Here is a 19,885-nt window from a genome sequence, read left to right as displayed (position 1 = left end):
GAACAAAAGTCATCTTCGACGCACGATCCCGTTCATGCAACTGACGAAGACCGGATCGGTTCCGCTCGCCACGCTGCTCGCGGCGGAGGCGATGAACGTGCTGGACGCGACGATCACCCAGGTCGCCGGCCCGGCGATCCACGCCGACCTCGGCGGACCCGCTTCCGCCCTCCCCTGGTTCGGCGCCGCGTACACGCTCCCGTTCGCGATGCTCCTCATCACCGGCGGCAGGCTCGGCGACCTGCTGGGCCGCCGCCGCGTGTTCCTGTGCGGTGTGACGATGTTCGCCCTGGCCTCACTGTGCTGCGCGCTCGCACCGGGCACCGGTGTCCTCATCGGCGCGCGAGCGGTCCAGGGCATGGCGGCGGCGCTGGTGATCCCGCAGACCTTCGGCTTGATCAAGGCCATGTTCTCCGGCCCGGCGCTGGCGGCGGCGCTGGGCTGGAACGGGCCGGTGGTCGGCCTGTCCGCCGTGAGCGGGCCGTTGCTCGGCGCCTTGCTGACCGATCTGGTGTCGTGGCGGGCGGCGTTCCTGGTGAACGTGCCGATCTCGCTCGCGGTGCTCGTGGCGGGACGGCTGCTGCGGGAAGACCGCGCCGAGCATCCGGTCCGGCTGGATGTGCAGGGCACCTTGCTCGCCTCGCTCGGCATGGGACTCGTGGTGTACCCGTTGCTCGACAGGTGGAACTGGGCGCTTTTCGCCGCGGGCGCCGCCGTGCTGGTGCTGTTCGGGTTCCATCAGCGGAACCGGCGTCACCCGCTGGTCGAGCCGAGTCTGTTCGAACACCGCGGTTTCCCCGCGGCGCTGGCGGCGTCGACCCTGTTCTTCGCCGTGATGAACGGGTTGATGCTCGTGGTGGTCCTGCACCAGCAACTCGACGAGGGTCTCGGCGTACTCGCGTCCGGGCTGACACTGCTGCCGTGGTCGGGCGGGCTGGCGATTTCCTCGTGGGTGGCGGGCAAATGGCTCGTTCCCCGGCACGGATCGCGTGTCGCCTTCGCCGGTCTTGCGCTGCTGCTCGCGGGAATCCTGCTGGCTCTCGGTGGCACATTGCCGATCGCACTCGGGATCGGCGGACTCGGCCTGGGGCTGTTCACGGTGCCGTTCTTCACCGCGGCGCTGTCCGTCGTCCGTCCCCAGGAGACCGGATCCGCGGCGGGCCTGCTGAACGCGGTGCAGCAAGTCGGTGCGACGCTGGGCATCGCGGTGTTCGGCAGCGTCTTCCTGCACGGTCGTTCCGTGGTGGGGGCGTTCTCGCTCGCGGCGGTGCTGGTGGTGGCGACCATGGCCGCGACCGCACTGATGCCCCGAACCGGGTCGGTTGCGTGACTGAGTGGACGGCACGCGTGATTCGACGGACGACACGCGTGATCGGTTGGACGACACCCGGACGCGACCGGTCCCGCCGCGTGTCGTCCGGCTGGACACGTGTGTCGTCCACTCAGTCACGCGTGTCGTCCAACACGACCACCGGACCGGACCGCGCTCGCTAACCCTCGGCGGCCTTGAACCACGCGCCGATCCCCGCGAGCGCGCCCGGACCGTAGTCACCCCGGACGTCGTCGGCCAGATCCGCGATGGTGACGGCGCGCAACGCCGCGCGCCACTGAACCTCGGCGTTCGCCATCGCGCGGCTGATGGCGCACGGTGTCGTGCACGCCTCGGGCGGCGTCGCCATCGGGCCGCGCTGCCGGATCTCGGTGCAGACGAAGGCCGGGCCGGGTCCGTCGATGGCCTCGACGACGTCGAGCACCGTGATCTCCGAAGGCGGCCTGGTGAGGACGTAGCCGCCGGCCTTCCCCTGCACCGACCGGATGAGATCGGCCCGGGAAAGCGCCTGGAGCTGCTTCGCGAGGTAGCTCGGCGAGACGTCGTGAAGCTGCGCCAAGCGCGCGGCGGGCGCGGGCTCGTCGACGGAGGTCAACACGACACAGCAGTGCAGGGCCCACTCGACCCCACCGGACATCTTCACCCGGATGACTCTAACCCGCCTCTTGACTCGGACACAATGTATCCGAGTAATATCTCGGACATGCGGTGTCCGGGTTTGCGGGCGCCACCGACGAAGGGCACTGGGTCATGAAATTCGCGATCATCGGCGGGACCGGGCTGATCGGCTCGCAGGTCGTGCGCAACCTGAACGAAGCGGGTCACGATGCGGTGCCGCATTCGCCGTCCACCGGGGTCGACCTGCTCACCGGCCAGGGCCTGGGCACCGCGCTCGACGGCGCCGACGTGGTCGTCAACCTCACGAACTCGCCGACTTTCGACGACGCCTCCCCGGCGTTCTTCCGGACGTCGATGGACAACCTCGTGGCGGCCGCGAAGAAGGCGGGCACCGGGCATTTCGTGATCCTGTCGATCGTCGGCGTCGACCAGGTGCCGCAGCTCGACTACTACCGGGCGAAGACCCTGCAGGAGGACATCCTCAAGGAGAGCGGCGTTCCCTACTCGATCGTCCGCGCCACCCAGTTCATGGAATTCGTCGACGCGGTGCTGTCCTGGACCTCGGACGAGACCGCCGTCCGCCTGCCCAGCACGCCGATCCAGCCGATCGCCGCGGCCGACGTCGCCGCCACGGTTTCCGAGGTCTCGGCGGGAAAACCGTTGAACGGCACCCTCGACGTGGGCGGCCCGGACGTCTACCCGCTGGACGAACTGGGCCGGATCACCTTGTCCGCCAAGGGAGACACGCGTCCGGTGACCGTCGACGAGACCGCGGGCATGTTCGCCGCCGTCAAGGGTGACGTGCTCACCACGAAGGACGGCGCCCGTATCGCCGAGACCCGCTACCTCGACTGGCTCAAGTAGCCGGGCTGAAGGGAACCATGACCGCATGCGACGCGACGAAGGGCCCCTTCGCCGCGTCGCATGCGGCGAAGGGCCCCTTCAGCCCACGTCAGCTCGGCAGCAGCGCCGGAGCCGCGAGACGCTCGGCGTTCGCCGCCTCGTCGTCCGGCTGGGCCTGCGCGGACCGTTCCGCCTCGACCCGCGCGAGGTAGTTGGCGACCTCGCGCTCTTGCTTGTGCGAGTCCCAGCCCAGCAGCGGCGCCATCAGCGCGGCCACCACCGGCGCCGCGGTCACGCCGCGATCCCGCTCCTCGATGGAGATCCGGGTGCGCCGCGTCAGGACGTCCTCCAGGTGCAGCGCGCCCTCGTGCGAGACCGCGTAAACGACCTCCGCCTTCAGGTACTCCGCGGTCCCCGGGATCGCTTCGCCCAGTTCGGGACGTTCCGAGATCGACTCCAGGATGTCCTCGATCGCGGTGCCGTAGCGCTGGAGGAGATGCTCGATACGGGCGATGGGCAGCCCCGTGCGCTGCACGAGCGAGTGCCGCGCTCCCCACATCTCGTGATAGCCGGTCGCGCCGACGATCGGCAGCCGCTCGGTCCACGACGACGGCGCGGGGCGGCCGAGGTCCTCCACCGCGACGTCGACCGCGTCGGCGGCCATCACCCGGTACGTCGTGTACTTGCCGCCGGCCACGATCACCAGCCCCGGCACCGGATGCGCCACAGCGTGCTCCCGCGACAGCTTCGTGGTCGACGTCGCCTTCGCGGCCAGCAGCGGCCGAAGCCCCGCGTACACGCCTTCGATGTCGTCGGCGGTGAGCGGCGTGCGGAGGACGGCGTTGAGGTGGTCGAGCACGTAGTCGACGTCCGCCTGGCTGGCCGCCGGGTGCTCGCGGTCGAGGTCCCATTCGGTGTCGGTGGTGCCGACGATCCAGTGCCGTCCCCACGGGATGACGAACAGCACGCTCTTCTCGGTGCGCAGGATCAGCCCGGTGTCCAGGTCGATCTTCTCGCGCGGCACCACCAGGTGGATACCCTTCGAAGCGCGCACGGTGAACGGCGCGGGGATGCCCGCCGCTTCCGCCATGTCGTCGCTCCACACGCCGGTGGCCGCGACGACCGTCTTCGCCCGGACCTCGATCTCCGCACCGCTCTCGCGGTCGACGACCTTGGCCCCGACGACACGTTCGCCGTCGCGGATCAGCGAGGTCACCCGCGCCCGAGTGAGGACGGAAGCGCCCTGTTCCGCCGCGGTCCGCGCGATGGTCATCGTGTGGCGGGCGTCGTCGACCTGGGCGTCGTAGTACTGGATGGCGCCGATCAGGGCGTCGTCCGCGAGGCCGGGAGCGACCTTGCCCGCGCCGCGCTTCGACAGATGCCGGTGCCGCGGCAGGGCCCGCGCTCCGCCGAGGGTGTCGTAAAGCGTGACACCCGCGCCGATGTAGCCGCGTTCCCAGACACGGTGCTTGAGCGGCACCAGGAACTTCACCGGCCGGACCAGATGCGGCGCGAGGGTCTGCAGGAGAAGGCTCCGTTCCTTCAACGCCTCGCGGACCAGCTTGAAGTCCAGATTCTCCAGATAACGCAGGCCACCGTGGATCAGCTTCGACGACCGGCTCGACGTTCCGGCGGCGAAGTCGCGGGCCTCGACGAGCGCGACGGAGAGTCCGCGCGACGCCGCGTCGAGTGCGACGCCGGCACCGGTCACTCCCCCGCCGACGACGAGCACGTCGATCTCCTCGCGAGCGAGCTTGCGCAGCGTCTCGGCACGGTAGACCGGGGAAAGCGGTACGGGTGTCACCTTGTTCCTCCTGTTCATCGGGCTCACTCGACCTCGACCCAGTCGAGCGTGCGGCCGACGGCCTTCTGCCAGCCCGCGTAGCCCTCGGCGCGCTGTTCGTCCGTCCACGACGGTTCCCAGCGCTTGTCCTCGTTCCAGTTCTGTTCCAGCTCGTCGGTGCTCTTCCAGAACCCGACGGCGAGCCCGGCCGCGTAGGCGGCGCCGAGCGCGGTGGTCTCGGCGACGACCGGCTTCGACACCGGCACGCCGAGGATGTCGGCCTGCAGCTGCATGCAGAGTTCGTTGGCGGTCACGCCACCGTCCACACGCAACACGTCGAGCGTGACGCCGGAGTCGTTCTGCATGGCCTCGACGACGTCGCGGGTCTGGTAGCAGATCGCTTCGAGCGTCGCCCGCGCCAGATGCGCGTTGGTGGTGGCGCGGGTGAGGCCGACGATCGCGCCGCGCGCGTCGGAACGCCAGTACGGCGCGAAAAGCCCGGAGAACGCGGGGACGAAGTAGACGCCGCCGTTGTCCTCGACCTGACGCGCGAGGCTCTCGCTCTGGGACGCGCCGCTGATGATGCCCAGCTGGTCGCGCAGCCACTGCACGGCGGAACCCGTGACGGCGATGGAGCCTTCCAGCGCGTACACCGGTTTCTCGTCACCGAACTGGTAGGCCAGCGTCGTGAGCAGCCCGTGCTTCGACCGCACGACCTCGTGCCCGGTGTTGAGGAGCAGGAAGTTTCCGGTGCCGTAAGTGTTCTTGGCCTCGCCGGGGCGGAAGCACACCTGGCCGACGGTCGCCGCCTGCTGGTCGCCGAGCACGCCGGTGATGGCGACCTCGCCGCCGAGCGGGCCGTCCGCGCGGGTCACGCCGAACCGGCCGTTGTTCGACGACGGCGCGATCGCCGGCAGCATCTGCTTGGGGACACCGAAGAACGACAGCAGTTCGTCGTCCCACTCCAGCGTTTCCAGGTCCATGAGCATGGTGCGCGACGCGTTGGTCGGATCCGTCACGTGCACGCCGCCGTCGGGCCCGCCGGTGAGGTTCCAGATGAGCCAGCTGTCGGTGGTGCCGAAGAGCGCGTCACCCTTTTCGGCGTCTTCGCGGACGCCCTCGACGTTCTCCAGGATCCACTGCAGCTTGCCGCCGGAGAAGTAGGTGGCGGGCGGCAGACCGGCCTTGCGGCGGATGACGTCGCCCTTGCCCTCGCGTTCGAGCGCCGAGGCGATCCGGTCGGTGCGGGTGTCCTGCCACACGATGGCGTTGCAGTACGGGCGCCCGGTGCGGCGGTTCCACACGACAGTGGTCTCACGCTGGTTGGTGATGCCGAGCGACGCGAGGTCGGCGGCGGTCAGCTTCGCCTTGTTGAGCGCGGTGGCGATGACCGAGCGGGTCCGCTCCCAGATCTCGGTGGCGTCGTGTTCGACCCAGCCCGGCTTCGGCAGGATCTGCTCGTGCTCGAGCTGGTGGCGGGCGATCTCGTTGCCGCCGTGGTCGAAGATCATGAAACGCGTGCTGGTGGTGCCCTGGTCGACGGCGCCGATGTAGTCAGACATGGGTTTCTCTCCTTAGGAAACGCGCTCGATGTCCTTGGCGGGCAAGGCTTCCGGTGCCGGTTCGGCGGGCAGGTAACGCTCGATGAAGAACTTGTAGATCGCCCCGCCGATGACCGCGCCGATCACCGGCGCCACGATCGGGATCCACCAGTAGGGATAGCCGTATTGATCGGTGAACGCGGTGTCGTAGCCGGTGAGCCAGGACATCAGGCGCGGGCCGAAGTCGCGGGCGGGGTTGATCGCGTAGCCGGCGTTGGTGCCCCAGGCCATGCCGATCGCGACCACCAGGAAGCCGACGACGACCGGGGCGAGGTTCGCGGCGGGCGCGGTGTTGCGCAGGTCGGTGATGGCGAAGATCACCAGAGCCAGAATCGCGGTACCGATGATCTGGTCCCGGAAGGCGCCCCAGTCACCCACCGGCAGGGTTCCGTTACCCGGAAGAGTGGAGAACACGCCCTGTGTCTTGATCGTCAGGCCGGGGTCCGCGGCGTTGAGCACCTCGGTGTAGTTCCAGCGCACCAGCAGCGCGGCGAGGAACGCGCCGGCGGTCTGCGCCAGGGCGTACGGGGCGACCTTGCGCCACGAGAAGCCCTTGAACACCGCGAGCGCCACGGTGACGGCGGGGTTCAGATGCGCGCCGCTGATCCGTGAAGCCACGTAGATACCCAGCGTGACACCGATTCCCCACGCCCACGCGATGCTGTCGTGGTCCCCGATGCCCGCGGCGACGACTTGGGCCACCACCCCGCAGCCGAACAGGATGAGGATCATCGTCCCGACGAACTCCGCCGCCAGTTCGCCCGCCAGTCCGCGAGCCTTGAGGTTTCGCACCATTGCTTCCTCCACAAAGGACACCGTTGCCCTGTTGAGGCCGAAGTTAAGTTCGCGGAAACCCGGGGTCAACGGACGCCGGTCGGCATTGTCGAACGCCCGAAGACGATGTTCGACATTGTCGAATCAGGGCCGGTCGGGCTACGGTTGGGCCGTGCCCGGTCCGATCCAGTCCATCGAGCGCGCCGCCGCGATCCTGCGGTTGCTGGCGCGCGGTTCCGGCCGTCTCGGGGTCGGCGAGATCGCCGATTCCCTCGAACTCGCCAAGGGGACGGCGCACGGGATCCTCCGTACCCTGCAAGGGGTCGGCTTTGTCGAACAAGACCGCGACACCGGGAAATACCAACTGGGCGCGGCGCTCCTGCACCTCGGCACGAGCTACCTCGACGTCAACGAACTCCGCTCCCGCGCGATCAACTGGGCCGACGCGCTGGCCGCGCGCAGCGGTGAGGCCGTCCGCATCGGTGCGCCGCTGGAGGGCCGGGTCCTGGTGGTGCACCACGTGTTCCGGCCCGACGACAGCCTGCAGACGCTCGACGTCGGCACGCTTCTGCCGTTGCACGCGACGGCGCTCGGGAAAGTCCTTCTGGCCTACGACACCGGTCTCGTGGCATCGTTGCGCACCGGCGGACCGGAGGCCTACACCCGCCGGACCCTGGTCACCCAGACCGCGATCAAACGTGCCTGCGGCAAGGTGCGCGAGGCGGGCTGGGCGAGCGAGAACGGCGAGATGATCACCGGCGAGGCCGGGATAGCCGCGCCGATCCGCGGCCACGGCGGCATCGTGGTCGGCGCGATCGGGGTCTCCGGCGCGGCGGAACGGATCTGTGAAGCCGACGGCAGCCCGCTCCCGCGGCTGCTCGGCCACGTGCGCGACGCGGCACGGGCGGTCTCCCGCGATCTCGGCGCGTCCCGATGGTGATGGAGGTGCTCGCGTGGTCCAGCGCTACGTGATGTCGATCGACCAGGGCACCACCTCGACGCGGTGCATCCTGTTCGACGCGCGCGGCAGGCTGGTGTCGGTCGCGCAGCGCGAACACCAGCAGCATTTCCCGCGGCCGGGCTGGGTCGAACACGACGCGACGGAGATCTGGCGCAACGTCGGCCGGATCGTGCCGCAGGCGCTGGCCGACGCCGGCGTCGAAGCCGGGCAGGTGGTCGGCCTCGGCATCGCGAACCAGCGCGAGACGACGGTGTTGTGGGACAGGCACACCGGCAACCCGGTCGGGCGGGCGATCGTCTGGCAGGACACCCGCACCGACGCGATGCTCGAACACCTCGCCCGCGAGCCGGGCGCCGACCGTGTCCGGCGGCTGTGCGGGCTGCCGCTGGCCACGTACTTCTCCGCGCCGCGGATCCGGTGGATGCTCGAACGGACCCCTGGCCTGCGGGAACGCGCCGAACGCGGCGACGTCCTGTTCGGGACGGTGGAGAGCTGGCTGATCTGGAACCTGACGGGCGGCCCCGAGGGCGGCGTCCACGTCACCGACGTCACCAACGCCTCGCGCACCATGCTGATGAACCTGCGCACGCTGTCGTGGGACGACGAACTGCTGGAGTTCTTCGACGTCCCGCGCGCGATGCTGCCGGAAATCCGCCCGTCGACCCAGGTGTACGGGACGACGTCGCGAGTGGTCCCGGGTATCCGGATCGCGGCGGCGCTCGGCGATCAGCAGGCGGCGCTGTTCGGCCAGACCTGCTTCGCGCCCGGCGAGGCGAAGTGCACGTACGGAACCGGCAGCTTCCTGCTGCTCAACACCGGTCCGACGCCGGTGCTCTCGGCGCACGGCATGCTGACCACCGTCGGCTTCAAGATCGGCGACGAGCCCGCCGTGTACGCGCTCGAAGGGTCGATCGCGGTCACCGGTTCGCTGGTGCAGTGGTTCCGCGACGGGCTCGAACTGATCGGCAGCGCGCCCGAGATCGAGACGCTGGCGCGCACGGTCGAGGACAACGGCGGCTGCTACATCGTGCCTGCCTTCTCCGGCCTGTTCGCGCCGCACTGGCACAGCGAGGCGCGCGGCGTGATCGCCGGGCTGACGTCGTACATCACCAAGGGGCATCTGGCCAGGGCCGTCCTGGAGGCGACGGGCTGGCAGACCCGCGAGGTGGTCGACGCGATGAACGCCGACTCCGGGCTCGCGCTGTCGACGCTCAAGGTGGACGGCGGGATGACCGCCGACAACCTGCTGATGCAGTTCGTCGCCGACGTCCTCGACGTGCCGGTGGTGCGTCCGATGGTCGCCGAGACGGTGTCGCTGGGCGCGGCGTACGCGGCCGGATTGTCGGTCGGGTACTGGCCGGATCTGGAGGGTCTGCGGCGGAACTGGCATCGCGCCGGGCAGTGGCTGCCGACGATGGACCCCGCCCGCCGCGACAGTGAGTATTCGCACTGGCGCCAGGCCGTGGAGCTGACGTTCGGCTGGATGCGTCCCGGCCCGACGGCCGCTCCCCCGGGCTCCGACCTGGTGGAGGTCGTCCTGGCCGATCACCGCCGGATCGAACAGCTGTTCCGCGACCTCCGCAACGACGAGGCCGACCGTCCGGCGCTGATCGCGGAGCTCTCGGCGTCCTTGGTCGCCCATGCGACCGCGACGGAGCGGATCGTCCGTCCCGATGCGACGGAGAGCGGGCTCGCGGACGAACTGCTGGCCGTACTGGAGTCCGGCGACTCCGAGAAAGCGTTGGCAGCACTGGAGAATTCGGTGGACGCGCATATCCGCGCGGAGGAACGCGGGTTGCTGAACGAACTCCGGCGCACACTGTCCACTTCGGATCGCACCGGCCTCGGCCGGGCGTTCGTCGCCGAGCGGCAGCGGCAACTGGACCTCGGCTGCGGCTCCGCCGCGCACGTCCGCGAGCAAGGTTCCCGGCTGCGCCTCTCGTGACGTGCTAGCCTGTCGCCGTGCGCCGCTGGACCCGACTCGTAGTCAAGCGCGCCGGCTGAACCAGGTCGCCGGCGCGCATTCCGGCGACCCCTCGATACGGGGCATCTCCCGGGACCTGGCCCTCCATGGCCTGTACGTTTTCCCGCCCTTGGAGACCACGATGTCGATCACCGCTTTCCAGGTTCCCGCCCCTCGCTCGTCCATGCTGGTCCGCCGCCGGATCGCCACGTACTTCGTCGGCGGCGTCGAACGGATCCCCGGCCTGATCGAGGCGCTCGGCTGCCTGGTCCACGACCTGTCCGTCGACGTCCGCGACGGCGTCCGGGAAAGCACCATGACCTGCGCCGTCCTGATCGACGCCGCCGAGGTCGAGCCCCTGCTGGGCCGGCTGCGCGAGCTGACCTCCGTCGTCTCGGCCGAGCTGGTCTGACCGTCCCGAAACCCGCAACTCACGTGATCAGACGGCGATCACGCGTGATTGAGCGGCGATCTCGATACTCGCCGCCTGATCACGCATGATCGCTGTCCAATCACGTGTGTGCGCCGTCTGATCACGCGTGATCGCCGTTCGGGCACAAAGTCCCCTATGCCCGAAGTCACTTGCACGGTTCCATGCAGCCGGTCATCCAACGACCATCGGCCTCTTGACTTAGTTAAGAAGCCTTCTTAACTTCAATTTCATGGCCGAAACTCCCCGAAACAGCAGGTCCCAAGCCTACCGTCGGCTCAGCTTGGCCGAGAAACACGACAAGTTCGTCAATCAGTACTCGCGGCGGACCCTGTTCCGGGTGGGTGCGGTGAGCGGCGCGGCACTCGCCGCCGGTGGCGTCCTGCTCCCGGGCGCGGCCGCGGCCTCCCCCGGGCCGATGGTGCTGCTCAACGCCGACAAGGTCGCCGGTTCGGCGCTACGGCCGTTCGGACGGCACATCGCCTACGGGGCCGACCCGTCCCAGCAGGTCGTCGTCTCCTGGCAGGTGCCGGCGGCGGTGACCGCGCCGTTCGTCCGGATCGGCACCGTGCCCGGCGACTTCAGCCCGCCGATCCAGGCCGAGGTCCGGGCGCTGACCAGCCAGATGTCCTGGCAGCACCCGGTCGAGGAGGTCCCGCCGAACAGCCCGAAGTCGATCACCCAGTACTACCTCCACGCCCGGATCGACCGCCTCCTGCCCAACACCACGTACTACTACGTCGTCGGACACGAGGGCTACGACCCCGCCGCCCGGCTCGGCGAGATGGCGAGCTTCCGCACCGCCCCCGCCCCGGGCGGCGACGGCACGTTCACCTTCACCGCTTTCGGCGACCAGGGCGTCGGCTACAACGCCGTCGCGACCAGCAGCCTGATCGCGGGCCTCGACCCGGCCTTCCACCTCGCCATGGGTGACCTGAGCTACGCGCTCGAAGGCGAGGGCGGGCATCCGGAGGAAGACCAGTACGACGCGCGGCTCTGGGACTCCTTCTTCGTGCAGAACGAACCGGTCACCGCCGGGATCCCGTGGATGATGGCGCTCGGCAACCACGAAATGGAGGGCTGGTACTCCGAGGACGGTTACGGCGGCGTGCGGGCGCGTTTCACCATGCCGGACAACGCCTGGGACGGCTCCACCTGCATCTACTCGTGGCGCTACCAGAACGTCGGCATGATCAGCCTGGACGGCAACGACGTCTGTTACAACAGTCCGTCCAATCTGGACTACACCAAGGGCAAGCAGCTCAAATGGCTCGGGAAGACGCTCGCCGCCTTCCGCACCGACCCCACGATCGATTTCATCGTCGTCTACTGCCACCAGTGCACGTATTCCACCTGCCATTCCAACGGCGCCGAACTCGGCGCGCAGAAGGACTGGGCACCGCTGTTCGACAAGTACCAGGTCGACCTGGTCCTCAACGGCCACAACCACATCTACGAACGCACCGACCCGATCCGGGCGGGCAAGGCCGTCAAGAAGGTGCCCTCGCGCGGGACCACCGACCCGGTCAAGGACGGGACCACCTACATCACCGCGGGCGGCGGTGGCGGCAGTGTCTCCGAGTTCCCGGCGCCCGACACGTACCTCGGCCATGAGACGAGCAACGACTCCCCGGTCCCGATGAAGTACTCGGAACGCGACGGCCAGGACCGCACCAAGAAGGTCACCTGGTCCCGGGTCCGGTTCCGCGGCTACAGCCTGGTCGCGGTCGACGTCGTCGCGGGCACGGGCACCACACCGCCCAAAATGGACGTTCGTGCGATCAGCGCCGACGGCACCCTCGTCGACCAGATCATCGTGCAGCGTTCCTGACCGACGACGGCGGTCACCCCGGCGGCCAGGTTCCTGGTTCCCCGACCGGGAAAGTGACTTCGGCCGCGTTTTCCACGGCGATCTTGAAAGCGCTTACAAGGAGGTCCGCGAAACAGGCCCGAGGAGCCGCCGAGCCCCCTCCCGTCTGAGCTTTCAGCGCGCCCAGCTGTTCGCCGGCCAAGGGCGCGACCCGGTCCATGAACTGCCCGAGGAACCGCAGGGCGGCGACGGGCGGGATCCCGGCCACGGCGAGGTCCGTCACCGCGCGCGAAACGGACGGACGCACGACCGCCGGGGCTCCCGTGTCGTCCCTGCCCAGCACGCCGTGGCGTTCCAGGCACCGGGCGACGGCGGGCTGGTCGCGGGCGATGTCCGCCATCGCCGCGTCCAGCCGCTCGGCACGGTCCACTGTGGTCGTTCCGAGCATCGCGGCGATGGAAACCAGGTTGAAGCCCTGTTTCTGCAGCATCGTGATGCGTCGCAGACGCCGCAGATGGGCCGGGCCGTAGTAGGCGGACCTGCCGTGCCGGACCGGCGGGGCGAGCAGACCCCGCGTCTGATGGGCCCGGATATTGCGCGCCGACATGCCGACGATCGTGGAAAGTTCTTCGATCGTGTATCCGGCCGGCCTCGACGAAAAGGGCTTCACGCCGACAGCTTAACCAATGGTCGGATGAGTACACCACAGAGCCGGGGCAATGGCGACACCACTGTCAACCGGCTGAATCAGCGAGTTGCCATAAGTTCATCGGTTCCCGGCGACGAACGCAAGGTCGGCGGCCGGTTTACATGGTTTCATGCCAAGCAATGCCTGATTTGGGGTGTTCCACGACCCTCGGTTACTCCAGTCAGGCGATCTTGATGGGCCGAGGACTTCTTTGCCGTTTAAATGCACCAGAGACATCCGATGTCTCAACTCTGTCGACGCCCGCGGAGCGCCGCTGAACCCGATGGTTGGTCGTCAAAGTTTCAACCTTTTCCCAGGAGGTTTCCATGTTCTGGAAACGGATCGCGGTCGCGGCCGTGGCCGCGACCGGTTTGGCCACGTCGCTGGTGGTGTCCCATCAGGACACTCCCGCCGCCGCGATAGAGCCCGCCGCGGCGAAAGTACCCGCGTTCGACCACATCGTCCTCGTGATGTTCGAGAACAAGGACTACAAGGAGATCAGCGGCAGCTCCAAGGCGCCGTACTTCAACAAGCTCGCCTCACAGGGCGCCAAGTTCACCAAGGCGTACGGGACGACGCACCCCAGCCAGCCGAACTACATCGCCCAGTTCGCGGGTTCGACGCACGGTGTCGACAGCAACAAATGCCAGGATCTCGGGAACAAGGAGAACATCGCGTCCCAGCTGGCGGGGATCGGCAAGAAGTTCGTCGGTTACGCGGAAAGCATGCCTTCCGACGGCTACACCGGCTGCACGAAGGGCAATTACGCCCGCAAGCACAACAGCTGGGTCAGCTTCAGCAATGTGCCGTCGTCGGCGAACAAAAGGTTCTCGTCGTTCCCGAGCGACTTCACCAAGCTGCCCCACGTCGCTTTCGTGACCCCGGACCTGTGCAGCGACATGCACGACTGTTCGGTCGACACCGGCGACAAATGGCTGAAGAAGAACCTCGACGCGTACGCGCAGTGGGCCAAGACGCACAACAGCCTGCTGATCGTCAATTTCGACGAGGACAGCGGGACGTCGGTGAACCAGATCTTCACGACGTTCGTCGGCGCCCACGTGAAGCCGGGCAGCTACAGCGAATCCATCAACCACTACTCGATCCTCCGCACGATGGAGGCGTCGTTCGGCCTGCCGGGCATCGGCAACGCGGCCAACAAGGCGCCGATCACCAGCGTGTGGCAGTAGCCGGGTGAACCCCGCGGGCGTGTCCACTGTGGACGCGCCCGCGGGCGGAGAAGGGTGGTTCGTCGCGTGTACCTGTCCACGATCGGCCGCCGGGAGCATCCCGGCGGCGTGTCCAAGAAGTCCTTCGCCCTGCTGGGCGGGAACGTCTTCGCCCTGGGCACCGTCAGCCTCGTCACGGACGTCTCCTCGGAGATGGTGACGGCCGTGCTGCCGGTGTACCTGGTGCTCGGGCTGCACCTCGGCCCGGCGGCGTACGGCGTGGTGGACGGCCTCTACACCGGCGCGACCGCGCTGCTGCGCCTGGTCGGCGGCTACGTCGCGGACCGGGTGCGACGGCGCAAGGCGGTCGCCGGGCTGGGCTACGCGATGTCGGCCGTGGCGAAACTGGGGCTCGTGGCGGCGGGGTCGTCGGCGACCGCGATCGGCGTGGTGCTGACCGCGGACCGCACGGGCAAGGGGCTGCGGACCGCGCCCCGCGACGCGCTGATCACCTTGTCGGCCCCCGAACACATGCTGGGCCGCGCGTTCGGCGTGCACCGGGCGATGGACAGCGTCGGCGCGTTCCTCGGCCCGCTCGCCGCGGTCGCGGTGCTGGCCGTGGCGGGCTCGGCGACCGGGGTCGAGGGCTTCGACGCGGTCTTCGTGACCAGCTTCTGCATCGCCACCGCCGGAGTGCTGCTGCTGGCGTTGTTCGTCCGCGACCACCGTGCGCCCAAACCGCCGTCCGGCACCGTGTCCTTGCGAGCGGCCGCGGGGCTCCTGCGGGGCGCCGGCGTGCGGCGGCTGCTGATCGCCGCGTGCGTCCTCGGCCTGGCCACCATCGGGGACGGGTTCGTCTATCTCCTGTTGCAGGACAAGGAGGACATCGCCACCGGCTGGTTCCCGCTGCTGGCCGTCGGGACCAACCTGGGGTACCTGCTGCTGGCCGCGCCGCTCGGCGCGCTGGCCGACCGTATCGGCAGGCTGCCGGTGATGCTCGGCGGTTACGGCGCCCTGATCGCCGTCTATCTGCTGCTGCTCGGCCCGCTCACCGGCTGGGCGTTGTTCGCGCTCACCCTCGGCCTGTACGGCGTGTTCTACGCGGCGACCGACGGCGTGCTGATGGCGCTGGCCGGTCCGTTGCTGCCCGAGGCGTTGCGCACCACCGGTATCGCCATCGTGCAGAGCGGGCAGGCGCTCGCGTACTTCGTCTCGTCCGTCCTTTTCGGACTCTCTTGGCAGTTCTGGGGCGCGACCACGGCGATCACGATCGCCGCCGGGACGGTGCTCGTCGCCGTCGCCGCCACCTTCGTTCTCTTGGTTCCCCGCAGGAAGGCACGACCGTGAACACCCGCACCCGCGTCCTGATCGCCGTCACCGGAGTACTCACGCTGGCCGCCGCCGCCGTGATCTACGTCGGGGTGGCGGGCGCGCGCAACCAGGACACCGCGTCGGCGGGCACCAGCGGCGCCGTCACCCTCGAAGGCGGACGGTTGCTCTTCCGCAGCACCGCCGACGCCGACCGCGGGCACGTGTCCAGCGTCAGCGCCGCCGACCCCGGCGGCGCACGGGCGGTGTCGACCGTGTCCTGCAGCCGGGTCTACGCGGCGGGCGGCACCGGGATCTGCCTGCGGCCGGAAACCGGGCTCACCACGTATCAGCTGGCCGTGCTCGACGGCCGTCTCGCGGTCACGCAGGAGATCCCGCTGGTCGGCCTGCCCAACCGGGCGCGGGTCTCGCCCGACGGGAAACGGCTGGCGTGGACGGTGTTCGTCACCGGCGATTCCTACAACGGCGGCCGGTTCTCCACCCGCGCCGGCACCCTCGACCTCACCACCGACAACGTCGAGGGCACGCTGGAGGACTTCGCCGTGACCGTGGACGGCAAGCCGTACAAGGCGGCCGACTTCAACTTCTGGGGTGTCACCTTCACCCGGCAGCCGGGCCGGTTCTACGCCACCATGTCGACCGGCTCCCATCGGTACCTCGTCGAAGGCGACTCGACCGCACGGACCGTGAAGACCTTGCGGGACAACGTCGAATGCCCGTCCCTCTCCCCCGACGAGACCCGTGTCGCCTACAAGGCCGCCATCGACGGCGATCCCGCGAAGGGCTGGCGGGTGTCGGTGCTCGACCTCGCGAGCGGCGCCGTGACGCCGCTGGCGGAGACCAGGAACGTCGACGACCAGCCCGCGTGGCTCGACGACCGGACCGTCGCCTACGCCCTCCCCCGCACTCAAGGACACTCCGACGTCTGGGCCGTCTCCGCAGACGGCTCGGGCGCGCCGCGTCTGCTCATCCCGGAGGCCGAGTCACCCGCCGCGCTGCCCTAGGCTCTCGGCATGAGGGCCGCGCTGCTGATCGTCGACATGCAGGAAATGCTCGTTCCCCTGGTCTGGCGTGGCGAGGAACTGGCGGCCCGGATCGCCGCACTCGCCAGGAAGGCCCGCGAGAACGGTGTCCCGGTGATCGCGCTGCGGCAGATCGGCGCTCCCGGCACCGACTTCGACCCCGAGTCGCCGGGCACCCGGGTCAGCGCGCTGCTCGGTCTCGAACCGGTCGACGTGGTGGTCGACAAGACCGCGACGGATTCCTTCTACCGCACCGGACTGGCGGGGCTGCTCGTCGACCGGGCCGTCGACACCGTGGTGCTGACCGGGCTGGCCACCGACTACTGCGTCGACGCGACCGCCCGGTCCGCGCAGAGCCACGGCCTGGACGTCGTGCTGGTCGCCGACGGCCACGCTCCCTCGTCCGACGGCGACCCCACCACCGGGCTGACCGCCGAACAGGTCGTCGCCCGGCAAAACCTGCTGCTGAGCACGGCGATCCATCCCGGCGGACGGCTGCGCGTGGTGCCGTCGGCGGAAGTCGAGTTCACCGGCCCGTAGGATCGGCCCGCCATGATCACGAACTTCCTGCTCGACCACTCCGCCCTCGTGCCGGTGGCGATCCTGCTGGTCGCGCTCGTCTGCGCCGTCCTTGGCCAGCTGTTCGCGGGCAGGCATCGAGTCCTCTGGACGCTCGCGGGAGTGGCGCTGATACCGGTCGTCGCGCTGACGTTGGTGCCCACCCGGCACACGATCGACGAGATCCTGTGCACGGTCCAGTTCTCCCTGCCCACGCTCGGGTCGGTGGAGCTCCTCGCCAACGTCGCGCTGTTCCTGCCGCCGGTCTACTTCGCCGCGCTGGCGTCCCGGCGGCCCGTGACGATGCTCGCGGCAGGCTCGGCGCTGTCCGCGGTGATCGAGGCGCTGCAGGCGTTCGTGCCCGCGATCGGCCGTGCCTGCGACACCAATGACTGGCTGATGAACACCATCGGCGCCCTCCTCGCGGCGGGTATGGCGTGGCTGGTGGGCCGCCGGGCTCAGTCGGGCAGTTCCACGGGCGCGATGTCGTCGTAGACGTCGCCGGGCCCCGGGTTCGCCGGATCCGTCTCGCCACCGAAGTGATGCAGGACGCCCCAGACCGCGTTGAGGGCCGTCTGCACCGCGCCTTCGGCCCAGCCCGCCGTCCAGGAGACGTCGTCGCCCGCCAGGAAGAGACCGCGGTGGCGCTCCTCCAGCCGGTCCTGTTTGAAGTGGGTGAACAGCCGGTGCTGGTAGCGGTAGTGACCGGGCAGGTTGGCCTTGAACGCGCCCATGAAATGCGGTTCGGCCTCCCACGACACGGTCACCGGGTCGCCGATGATGTGCCGCCGGACGTCGACGCCGGGGTAGATCTCCTTCAGCGACTGCAGCATCACCTCGACCCGCTCGGACACCGAAAGCGGCAGCCACTTCAGCGAATCGTCGGCCCAGGTGTAGGACAGGCAGATCACCGCGGGCGCGTCCGGGTCGTCGCCGAGCAGGTAGGTGCCGCGCGGCATGCGGTCGGTCAGCGTCATGCTCATCGTGTCGCGCCCGGTCTCCGGGTCCTTGTCCAGCCAGAACGGCCGGTCCACCGGGACGAAGACCTTCGAGGACTCCATGTAGTGCGTGCGCTCGATCGCCGTCCAATGGTCGATCGGGAACAGCGCCTCGTCGCATTCGATCTTCGACAGCAGCATCCAGCTCTGCGCGGTGAACACCGCTGCCGGATAGGTGCGGATGCGGCCTTCGGTGTCGGTCACGGTGATGTTGTTCGGCGCGGTCCGGTGCAGCCGGGCGACGCCGGGCTTCGGGCTCCCGCCGTGCAGCGAGCTCAAACTCGTTCCAGCGGGCCAGAAGGCGATGTCCTCGGGCGCGTGTTCCCACAGCCGCAACGGAAGCCGCCTGCTGCCGCCGACGACGCTGCGGTGCTCGTCGTCGGCGCCGGTGTAGACCACCCGCAGGATCTCCAGGATGGAGTTCGGGAAGTCGGTGTCCCAGCCGCCGGTGCCGAAGCCGACCTGGCCGAAGATCTCGCGGTCACGGAACGAGGCGAACGCGGGCGAATCGCAGAGGAAACCGTAGAAGGTCTGGTTGTCCAGCTTCGGGACGAGCTCGTTCCACAGCCGCTTGATCGTCTTCACGTCGCGGTCGCGGATCGCCTTCTGCATCTCGGTGAACGCGGCCTGTTCGGACAGCGTGCTGTCCCACGCGGCGGCGACCTTGCCGAAGACGGCGGGGAGTTCGTCCGCCGTGCGCGCGTAGTGGCTCTCCCCCTTGAGATCGACGACGGTGCTCGGCGTACCCGGCGCCAGCGGGTTCGGGAACGGCGTGGTCTCCAGGCCGACCTTGTCGATGTAGTGGAACAGCGCGGTCGACGCCGGCGGGAAGCGCATCGCGCCCATCTCCGCGACGACGTCGTCCGGGCAGCCGGGGAAGTTCACCGTGCGCAGGCGGCCGCCGATCTCGGCGATCTCGTACACGACCGGGCGCAGCCCGAGTTTCATCAGTTCGTACGCGGTGACGATGCCCGAGAGACCGCCGCCGATCACCGCCACCTCGGTGCCGTGCCGCTCGGCCGGGAGGGAGCCGAGCCCGGCGGGGTGCGCGAGGAAATCGTCGTAGGCGAACGGGAAGTCGGGGCCGAACATGGTGATCGGGCGGCCCGCCGGTTCGTCGTGGTGGATCGCGGTCGGGAGGGCGGAGGTCATGCGGAAAGTCCTCGGTACAGATCGGGCCGTCGGTCGGCCAGGTGGGTGTTCTCCAGCCGCGACGCGACGAGCGCGTCACGGGTCACTTCGGCGCTGATCAGCTCCTGGCCGGCGCCCGCTCGCGCGAGCACCTCACCGGTCGGGGCGACGACGCAGGAGCGGCCGCAGTAGGTCAGTTCCCGTTCGGTGTCACACCGGTTCGCGTACGCGACGTACAGCTGGCTCTCGTAGGCGCGGGCGGGCACCAGCGTGTCCGCGACCAGTTCGTACGGGCTCATCAGCGCGGTCGGCACCACGAGCAGTTCGGTCCCGGCCAGCGCGTGCGCCCGCACCAGCTCGGGGAACTCGACGTCATAGCAGATCAGCAGGCCGATCCGGAGTCCGTCGAGCTCCGCCTGCACGACCGCCTCGCCGCCCGGCTCGAACCAGTCGCGGTCGATGTCGCCGAACAGATGCGTCTTGCGGTAGTTCGCCAGACGTTGTCCGTCGCGACCGATCAGCTGGACGCTGTTGTACACGCGGCCGCCGTCGGATTCGGGGTATCCGTAAGCCAGTGCGACGCCGGATTCCGTTGCCAGCGCGGATATCCGGGCCGCTGTCGGACCGTCGGCGGGTTCGGCGAGCTCATGCGATCGAGCGCCGATGTGGTAGCCGGTCGTGATCATCTCGGCGGCGATCACGAAATCGGCGCCCGATGCCTCGACGGCGGACGGCAGCTCGGCGTACGAGCCCTGATGGACGGCGACCCTCATACCGACGACGATATCCGCCGTTTCGATGCACCGATAAGGGCGAATCGTTGCGCACGAGATTGGCAGACCAGCGAGTCAGTGCGGTATCACGCAATCCAGCGGCG

The 19,885-nt window shown here is 69.1% G+C and carries 18 protein-coding genes; 11 read left to right on the top strand and 7 right to left on the bottom strand.

Features of this window, described 5'->3' with window-relative positions:
• Nucleotides 1–34 precede the first annotated feature (34 nt).
• Complete coding sequence (locus tag ACSMFO_RS22070) at nucleotides 35–1,330, top strand: MFS transporter (RefSeq protein WP_436460331.1); 1,296 nt, start codon at nucleotides 35–37, stop codon at nucleotides 1,328–1,330.
• 160 nt (nucleotides 1,331–1,490) lie between these two features.
• On the opposite strand, the gene ACSMFO_RS22065 is transcribed toward ACSMFO_RS22070, so the two are convergent.
• Nucleotides 1,491–1,967 carry an RrF2 family transcriptional regulator gene (locus tag ACSMFO_RS22065; RefSeq protein ID WP_350595312.1) on the bottom strand — a complete coding sequence of 159 codons (477 nt, stop codon included), beginning with the start codon at nucleotides 1,965–1,967 and terminating at the stop codon, nucleotides 1,491–1,493.
• A 113-nt stretch (nucleotides 1,968–2,080) separates the two neighbouring features.
• Here ACSMFO_RS22065 and ACSMFO_RS22060 point away from each other — a divergent pair, with 113 nt between their 5' ends.
• Nucleotides 2,081–2,812, top strand: a complete 732-nt coding sequence (locus ACSMFO_RS22060; protein WP_436460330.1) for an SDR family oxidoreductase — start codon at nucleotides 2,081–2,083, stop codon at nucleotides 2,810–2,812.
• Nucleotides 2,813–2,900: 88 nt separating this feature from the next.
• Here the strand turns inward: ACSMFO_RS22060 and glpD are convergent, their stop codons facing one another.
• From glpD to ACSMFO_RS22045, 3 genes are read right to left on the bottom strand one after another with little or no spacing between them, the layout of a single operon-like run.
• Nucleotides 2,901–4,613, bottom strand: a complete 1,713-nt coding sequence (glpD, locus tag ACSMFO_RS22055; RefSeq protein ID WP_436460329.1) for a glycerol-3-phosphate dehydrogenase — start codon at nucleotides 4,611–4,613, stop codon at nucleotides 2,901–2,903.
• Between the two features lie 5 nt (nucleotides 4,614–4,618).
• Nucleotides 4,619–6,136: a glycerol kinase GlpK gene (gene glpK / locus ACSMFO_RS22050; RefSeq protein WP_436460328.1), complete on the bottom strand. Its 1,518-nt coding sequence runs from the start codon at nucleotides 6,134–6,136 to the stop codon at nucleotides 4,619–4,621.
• Between the two features lie 12 nt (nucleotides 6,137–6,148).
• Nucleotides 6,149–6,970 (bottom strand): MIP/aquaporin family protein, encoded by an 822-nt coding sequence (locus tag ACSMFO_RS22045; protein ID WP_360091790.1) that lies wholly within the window; start codon nucleotides 6,968–6,970, stop codon nucleotides 6,149–6,151.
• Nucleotides 6,971–7,121: 151 nt separating this feature from the next.
• Here ACSMFO_RS22045 and ACSMFO_RS22040 point away from each other — a divergent pair, with 151 nt between their 5' ends.
• The 4 genes from ACSMFO_RS22040 (at nucleotide 7,122) to ACSMFO_RS22025 (ending at nucleotide 12,134) form a co-directional block, all read left to right on the top strand.
• A complete protein-coding gene (locus tag ACSMFO_RS22040; RefSeq protein ID WP_436460327.1) occupies nucleotides 7,122–7,889 on the top strand; it encodes an IclR family transcriptional regulator in 768 nt (255 codons plus the stop codon).
• A gap of 13 nt (nucleotides 7,890–7,902) precedes the next feature.
• Nucleotides 7,903–9,855: a glycerol kinase GlpK gene (glpK, locus tag ACSMFO_RS22035; protein WP_436460326.1), complete on the top strand. Its 1,953-nt coding sequence runs from the start codon at nucleotides 7,903–7,905 to the stop codon at nucleotides 9,853–9,855.
• 160 nt (nucleotides 9,856–10,015) lie between these two features.
• Nucleotides 10,016–10,285 carry a hypothetical protein gene (locus ACSMFO_RS22030; protein WP_436460325.1) on the top strand — a complete coding sequence of 90 codons (270 nt, stop codon included), beginning with the start codon at nucleotides 10,016–10,018 and terminating at the stop codon, nucleotides 10,283–10,285.
• 301 nt (nucleotides 10,286–10,586) lie between these two features.
• The gene (locus ACSMFO_RS22025; RefSeq protein ID WP_436460324.1) at nucleotides 10,587–12,134 is read left to right on the top strand and encodes a purple acid phosphatase family protein; all 1,548 of its coding nucleotides are present in this window, start codon (nucleotides 10,587–10,589) and stop codon (nucleotides 12,132–12,134) included.
• Nucleotides 12,135–12,147: 13 nt separating this feature from the next.
• Here ACSMFO_RS22025 and ACSMFO_RS22020 read toward each other — a convergent pair whose 3' ends face one another.
• On the bottom strand, nucleotides 12,148–12,783 hold the full coding sequence (locus tag ACSMFO_RS22020; protein ID WP_038511930.1) for a MerR family transcriptional regulator: 636 nt from the start codon (nucleotides 12,781–12,783) through the stop codon (nucleotides 12,148–12,150).
• Nucleotides 12,784–13,127: 344 nt separating this feature from the next.
• Here ACSMFO_RS22020 and ACSMFO_RS22015 point away from each other — a divergent pair, with 344 nt between their 5' ends.
• From ACSMFO_RS22015 to ACSMFO_RS21995, 5 genes are all read left to right on the top strand, one after another.
• Nucleotides 13,128–13,991, top strand: a complete 864-nt coding sequence (locus tag ACSMFO_RS22015; protein WP_436460323.1) for an alkaline phosphatase family protein — start codon at nucleotides 13,128–13,130, stop codon at nucleotides 13,989–13,991.
• Between the two features lie 66 nt (nucleotides 13,992–14,057).
• Nucleotides 14,058–15,317, top strand: coding sequence for an MFS transporter (locus tag ACSMFO_RS22010; protein ID WP_436460434.1), 1,260 nt, complete (start codon nucleotides 14,058–14,060; stop codon nucleotides 15,315–15,317).
• Nucleotides 15,314–16,303, top strand: coding sequence for a TolB family protein (locus ACSMFO_RS22005; protein WP_436460322.1), 990 nt, complete (start codon nucleotides 15,314–15,316; stop codon nucleotides 16,301–16,303). Before ACSMFO_RS22010 ends, ACSMFO_RS22005 begins: the two co-directional genes overlap by 4 nt.
• 9 nt (nucleotides 16,304–16,312) lie before the next feature.
• On the top strand, nucleotides 16,313–16,861 hold the full coding sequence (locus tag ACSMFO_RS22000; protein ID WP_436460321.1) for a cysteine hydrolase family protein: 549 nt from the start codon (nucleotides 16,313–16,315) through the stop codon (nucleotides 16,859–16,861).
• Nucleotides 16,862–16,873: 12 nt separating this feature from the next.
• The gene (locus tag ACSMFO_RS21995) at nucleotides 16,874–17,374 is read left to right on the top strand and encodes a VanZ family protein (protein WP_436460320.1); all 501 of its coding nucleotides are present in this window, start codon (nucleotides 16,874–16,876) and stop codon (nucleotides 17,372–17,374) included.
• Here ACSMFO_RS21995 and ACSMFO_RS21990 read toward each other — a convergent pair.
• Nucleotides 17,338–19,029 (bottom strand): flavin monoamine oxidase family protein, encoded by a 1,692-nt coding sequence (locus tag ACSMFO_RS21990; RefSeq protein ID WP_436460319.1) that lies wholly within the window; start codon nucleotides 19,027–19,029, stop codon nucleotides 17,338–17,340. The two genes, ACSMFO_RS21995 and ACSMFO_RS21990, sit on opposite strands and share 37 nt — an antisense overlap.
• Nucleotides 19,026–19,781, bottom strand: coding sequence for a carbon-nitrogen hydrolase family protein (locus ACSMFO_RS21985; RefSeq protein ID WP_436460318.1), 756 nt, complete (start codon nucleotides 19,779–19,781; stop codon nucleotides 19,026–19,028). Before ACSMFO_RS21985 ends, ACSMFO_RS21990 begins: the two co-directional genes overlap by 4 nt.
• Nucleotides 19,782–19,885 lie beyond the last annotated feature (104 nt).

Origin of the sequence: Amycolatopsis sp. w19, assembly GCF_051373225.1 — a bacterium.
In the GTDB taxonomy this organism is placed as follows: Bacteria; Actinomycetota; Actinomycetes; order Mycobacteriales; family Pseudonocardiaceae; genus Amycolatopsis; species Amycolatopsis japonica.
Note: the sequence above shows the minus strand (reverse complement) of the source record. Positions and strands in the feature narration are given on the sequence as shown.

Bases quoted from the DNA above. Each gene is read 5' to 3' on its own strand.
- ACSMFO_RS22070 (WP_436460331.1), top strand. From the start codon at position 35: ATGCAACTGACGAAGACCGGATCGGTTCCGCTCGCCACGCTGCTCGCG.
- ACSMFO_RS22065 (WP_350595312.1), bottom strand. From the start codon at position 1,967: ATGTCCGGTGGGGTCGAGTGGGCCCTGCACTGCTGTGTCGTGTTGACC.
- ACSMFO_RS22060 (WP_436460330.1), top strand. From the start codon at position 2,081: ATGAAATTCGCGATCATCGGCGGGACCGGGCTGATCGGCTCGCAGGTC.
- glpD (WP_436460329.1), bottom strand. From the start codon at position 4,613: ATGAACAGGAGGAACAAGGTGACACCCGTACCGCTTTCCCCGGTCTAC.
- glpK (WP_436460328.1), bottom strand. From the start codon at position 6,136: ATGTCTGACTACATCGGCGCCGTCGACCAGGGCACCACCAGCACGCGT.
- ACSMFO_RS22045 (WP_360091790.1), bottom strand. From the start codon at position 6,970: ATGGTGCGAAACCTCAAGGCTCGCGGACTGGCGGGCGAACTGGCGGCG.
- ACSMFO_RS22030 (WP_436460325.1), top strand. From the start codon at position 10,016: ATGTCGATCACCGCTTTCCAGGTTCCCGCCCCTCGCTCGTCCATGCTG.
- ACSMFO_RS22015 (WP_436460323.1), top strand. From the start codon at position 13,128: ATGTTCTGGAAACGGATCGCGGTCGCGGCCGTGGCCGCGACCGGTTTG.
- ACSMFO_RS22000 (WP_436460321.1), top strand. From the start codon at position 16,313: ATGAGGGCCGCGCTGCTGATCGTCGACATGCAGGAAATGCTCGTTCCC.
- ACSMFO_RS21995 (WP_436460320.1), top strand. From the start codon at position 16,874: ATGATCACGAACTTCCTGCTCGACCACTCCGCCCTCGTGCCGGTGGCG.
- ACSMFO_RS21990 (WP_436460319.1), bottom strand. From the start codon at position 19,029: ATGACCTCCGCCCTCCCGACCGCGATCCACCACGACGAACCGGCGGGC.
- ACSMFO_RS21985 (WP_436460318.1), bottom strand. From the start codon at position 19,781: ATGAGGGTCGCCGTCCATCAGGGCTCGTACGCCGAGCTGCCGTCCGCC.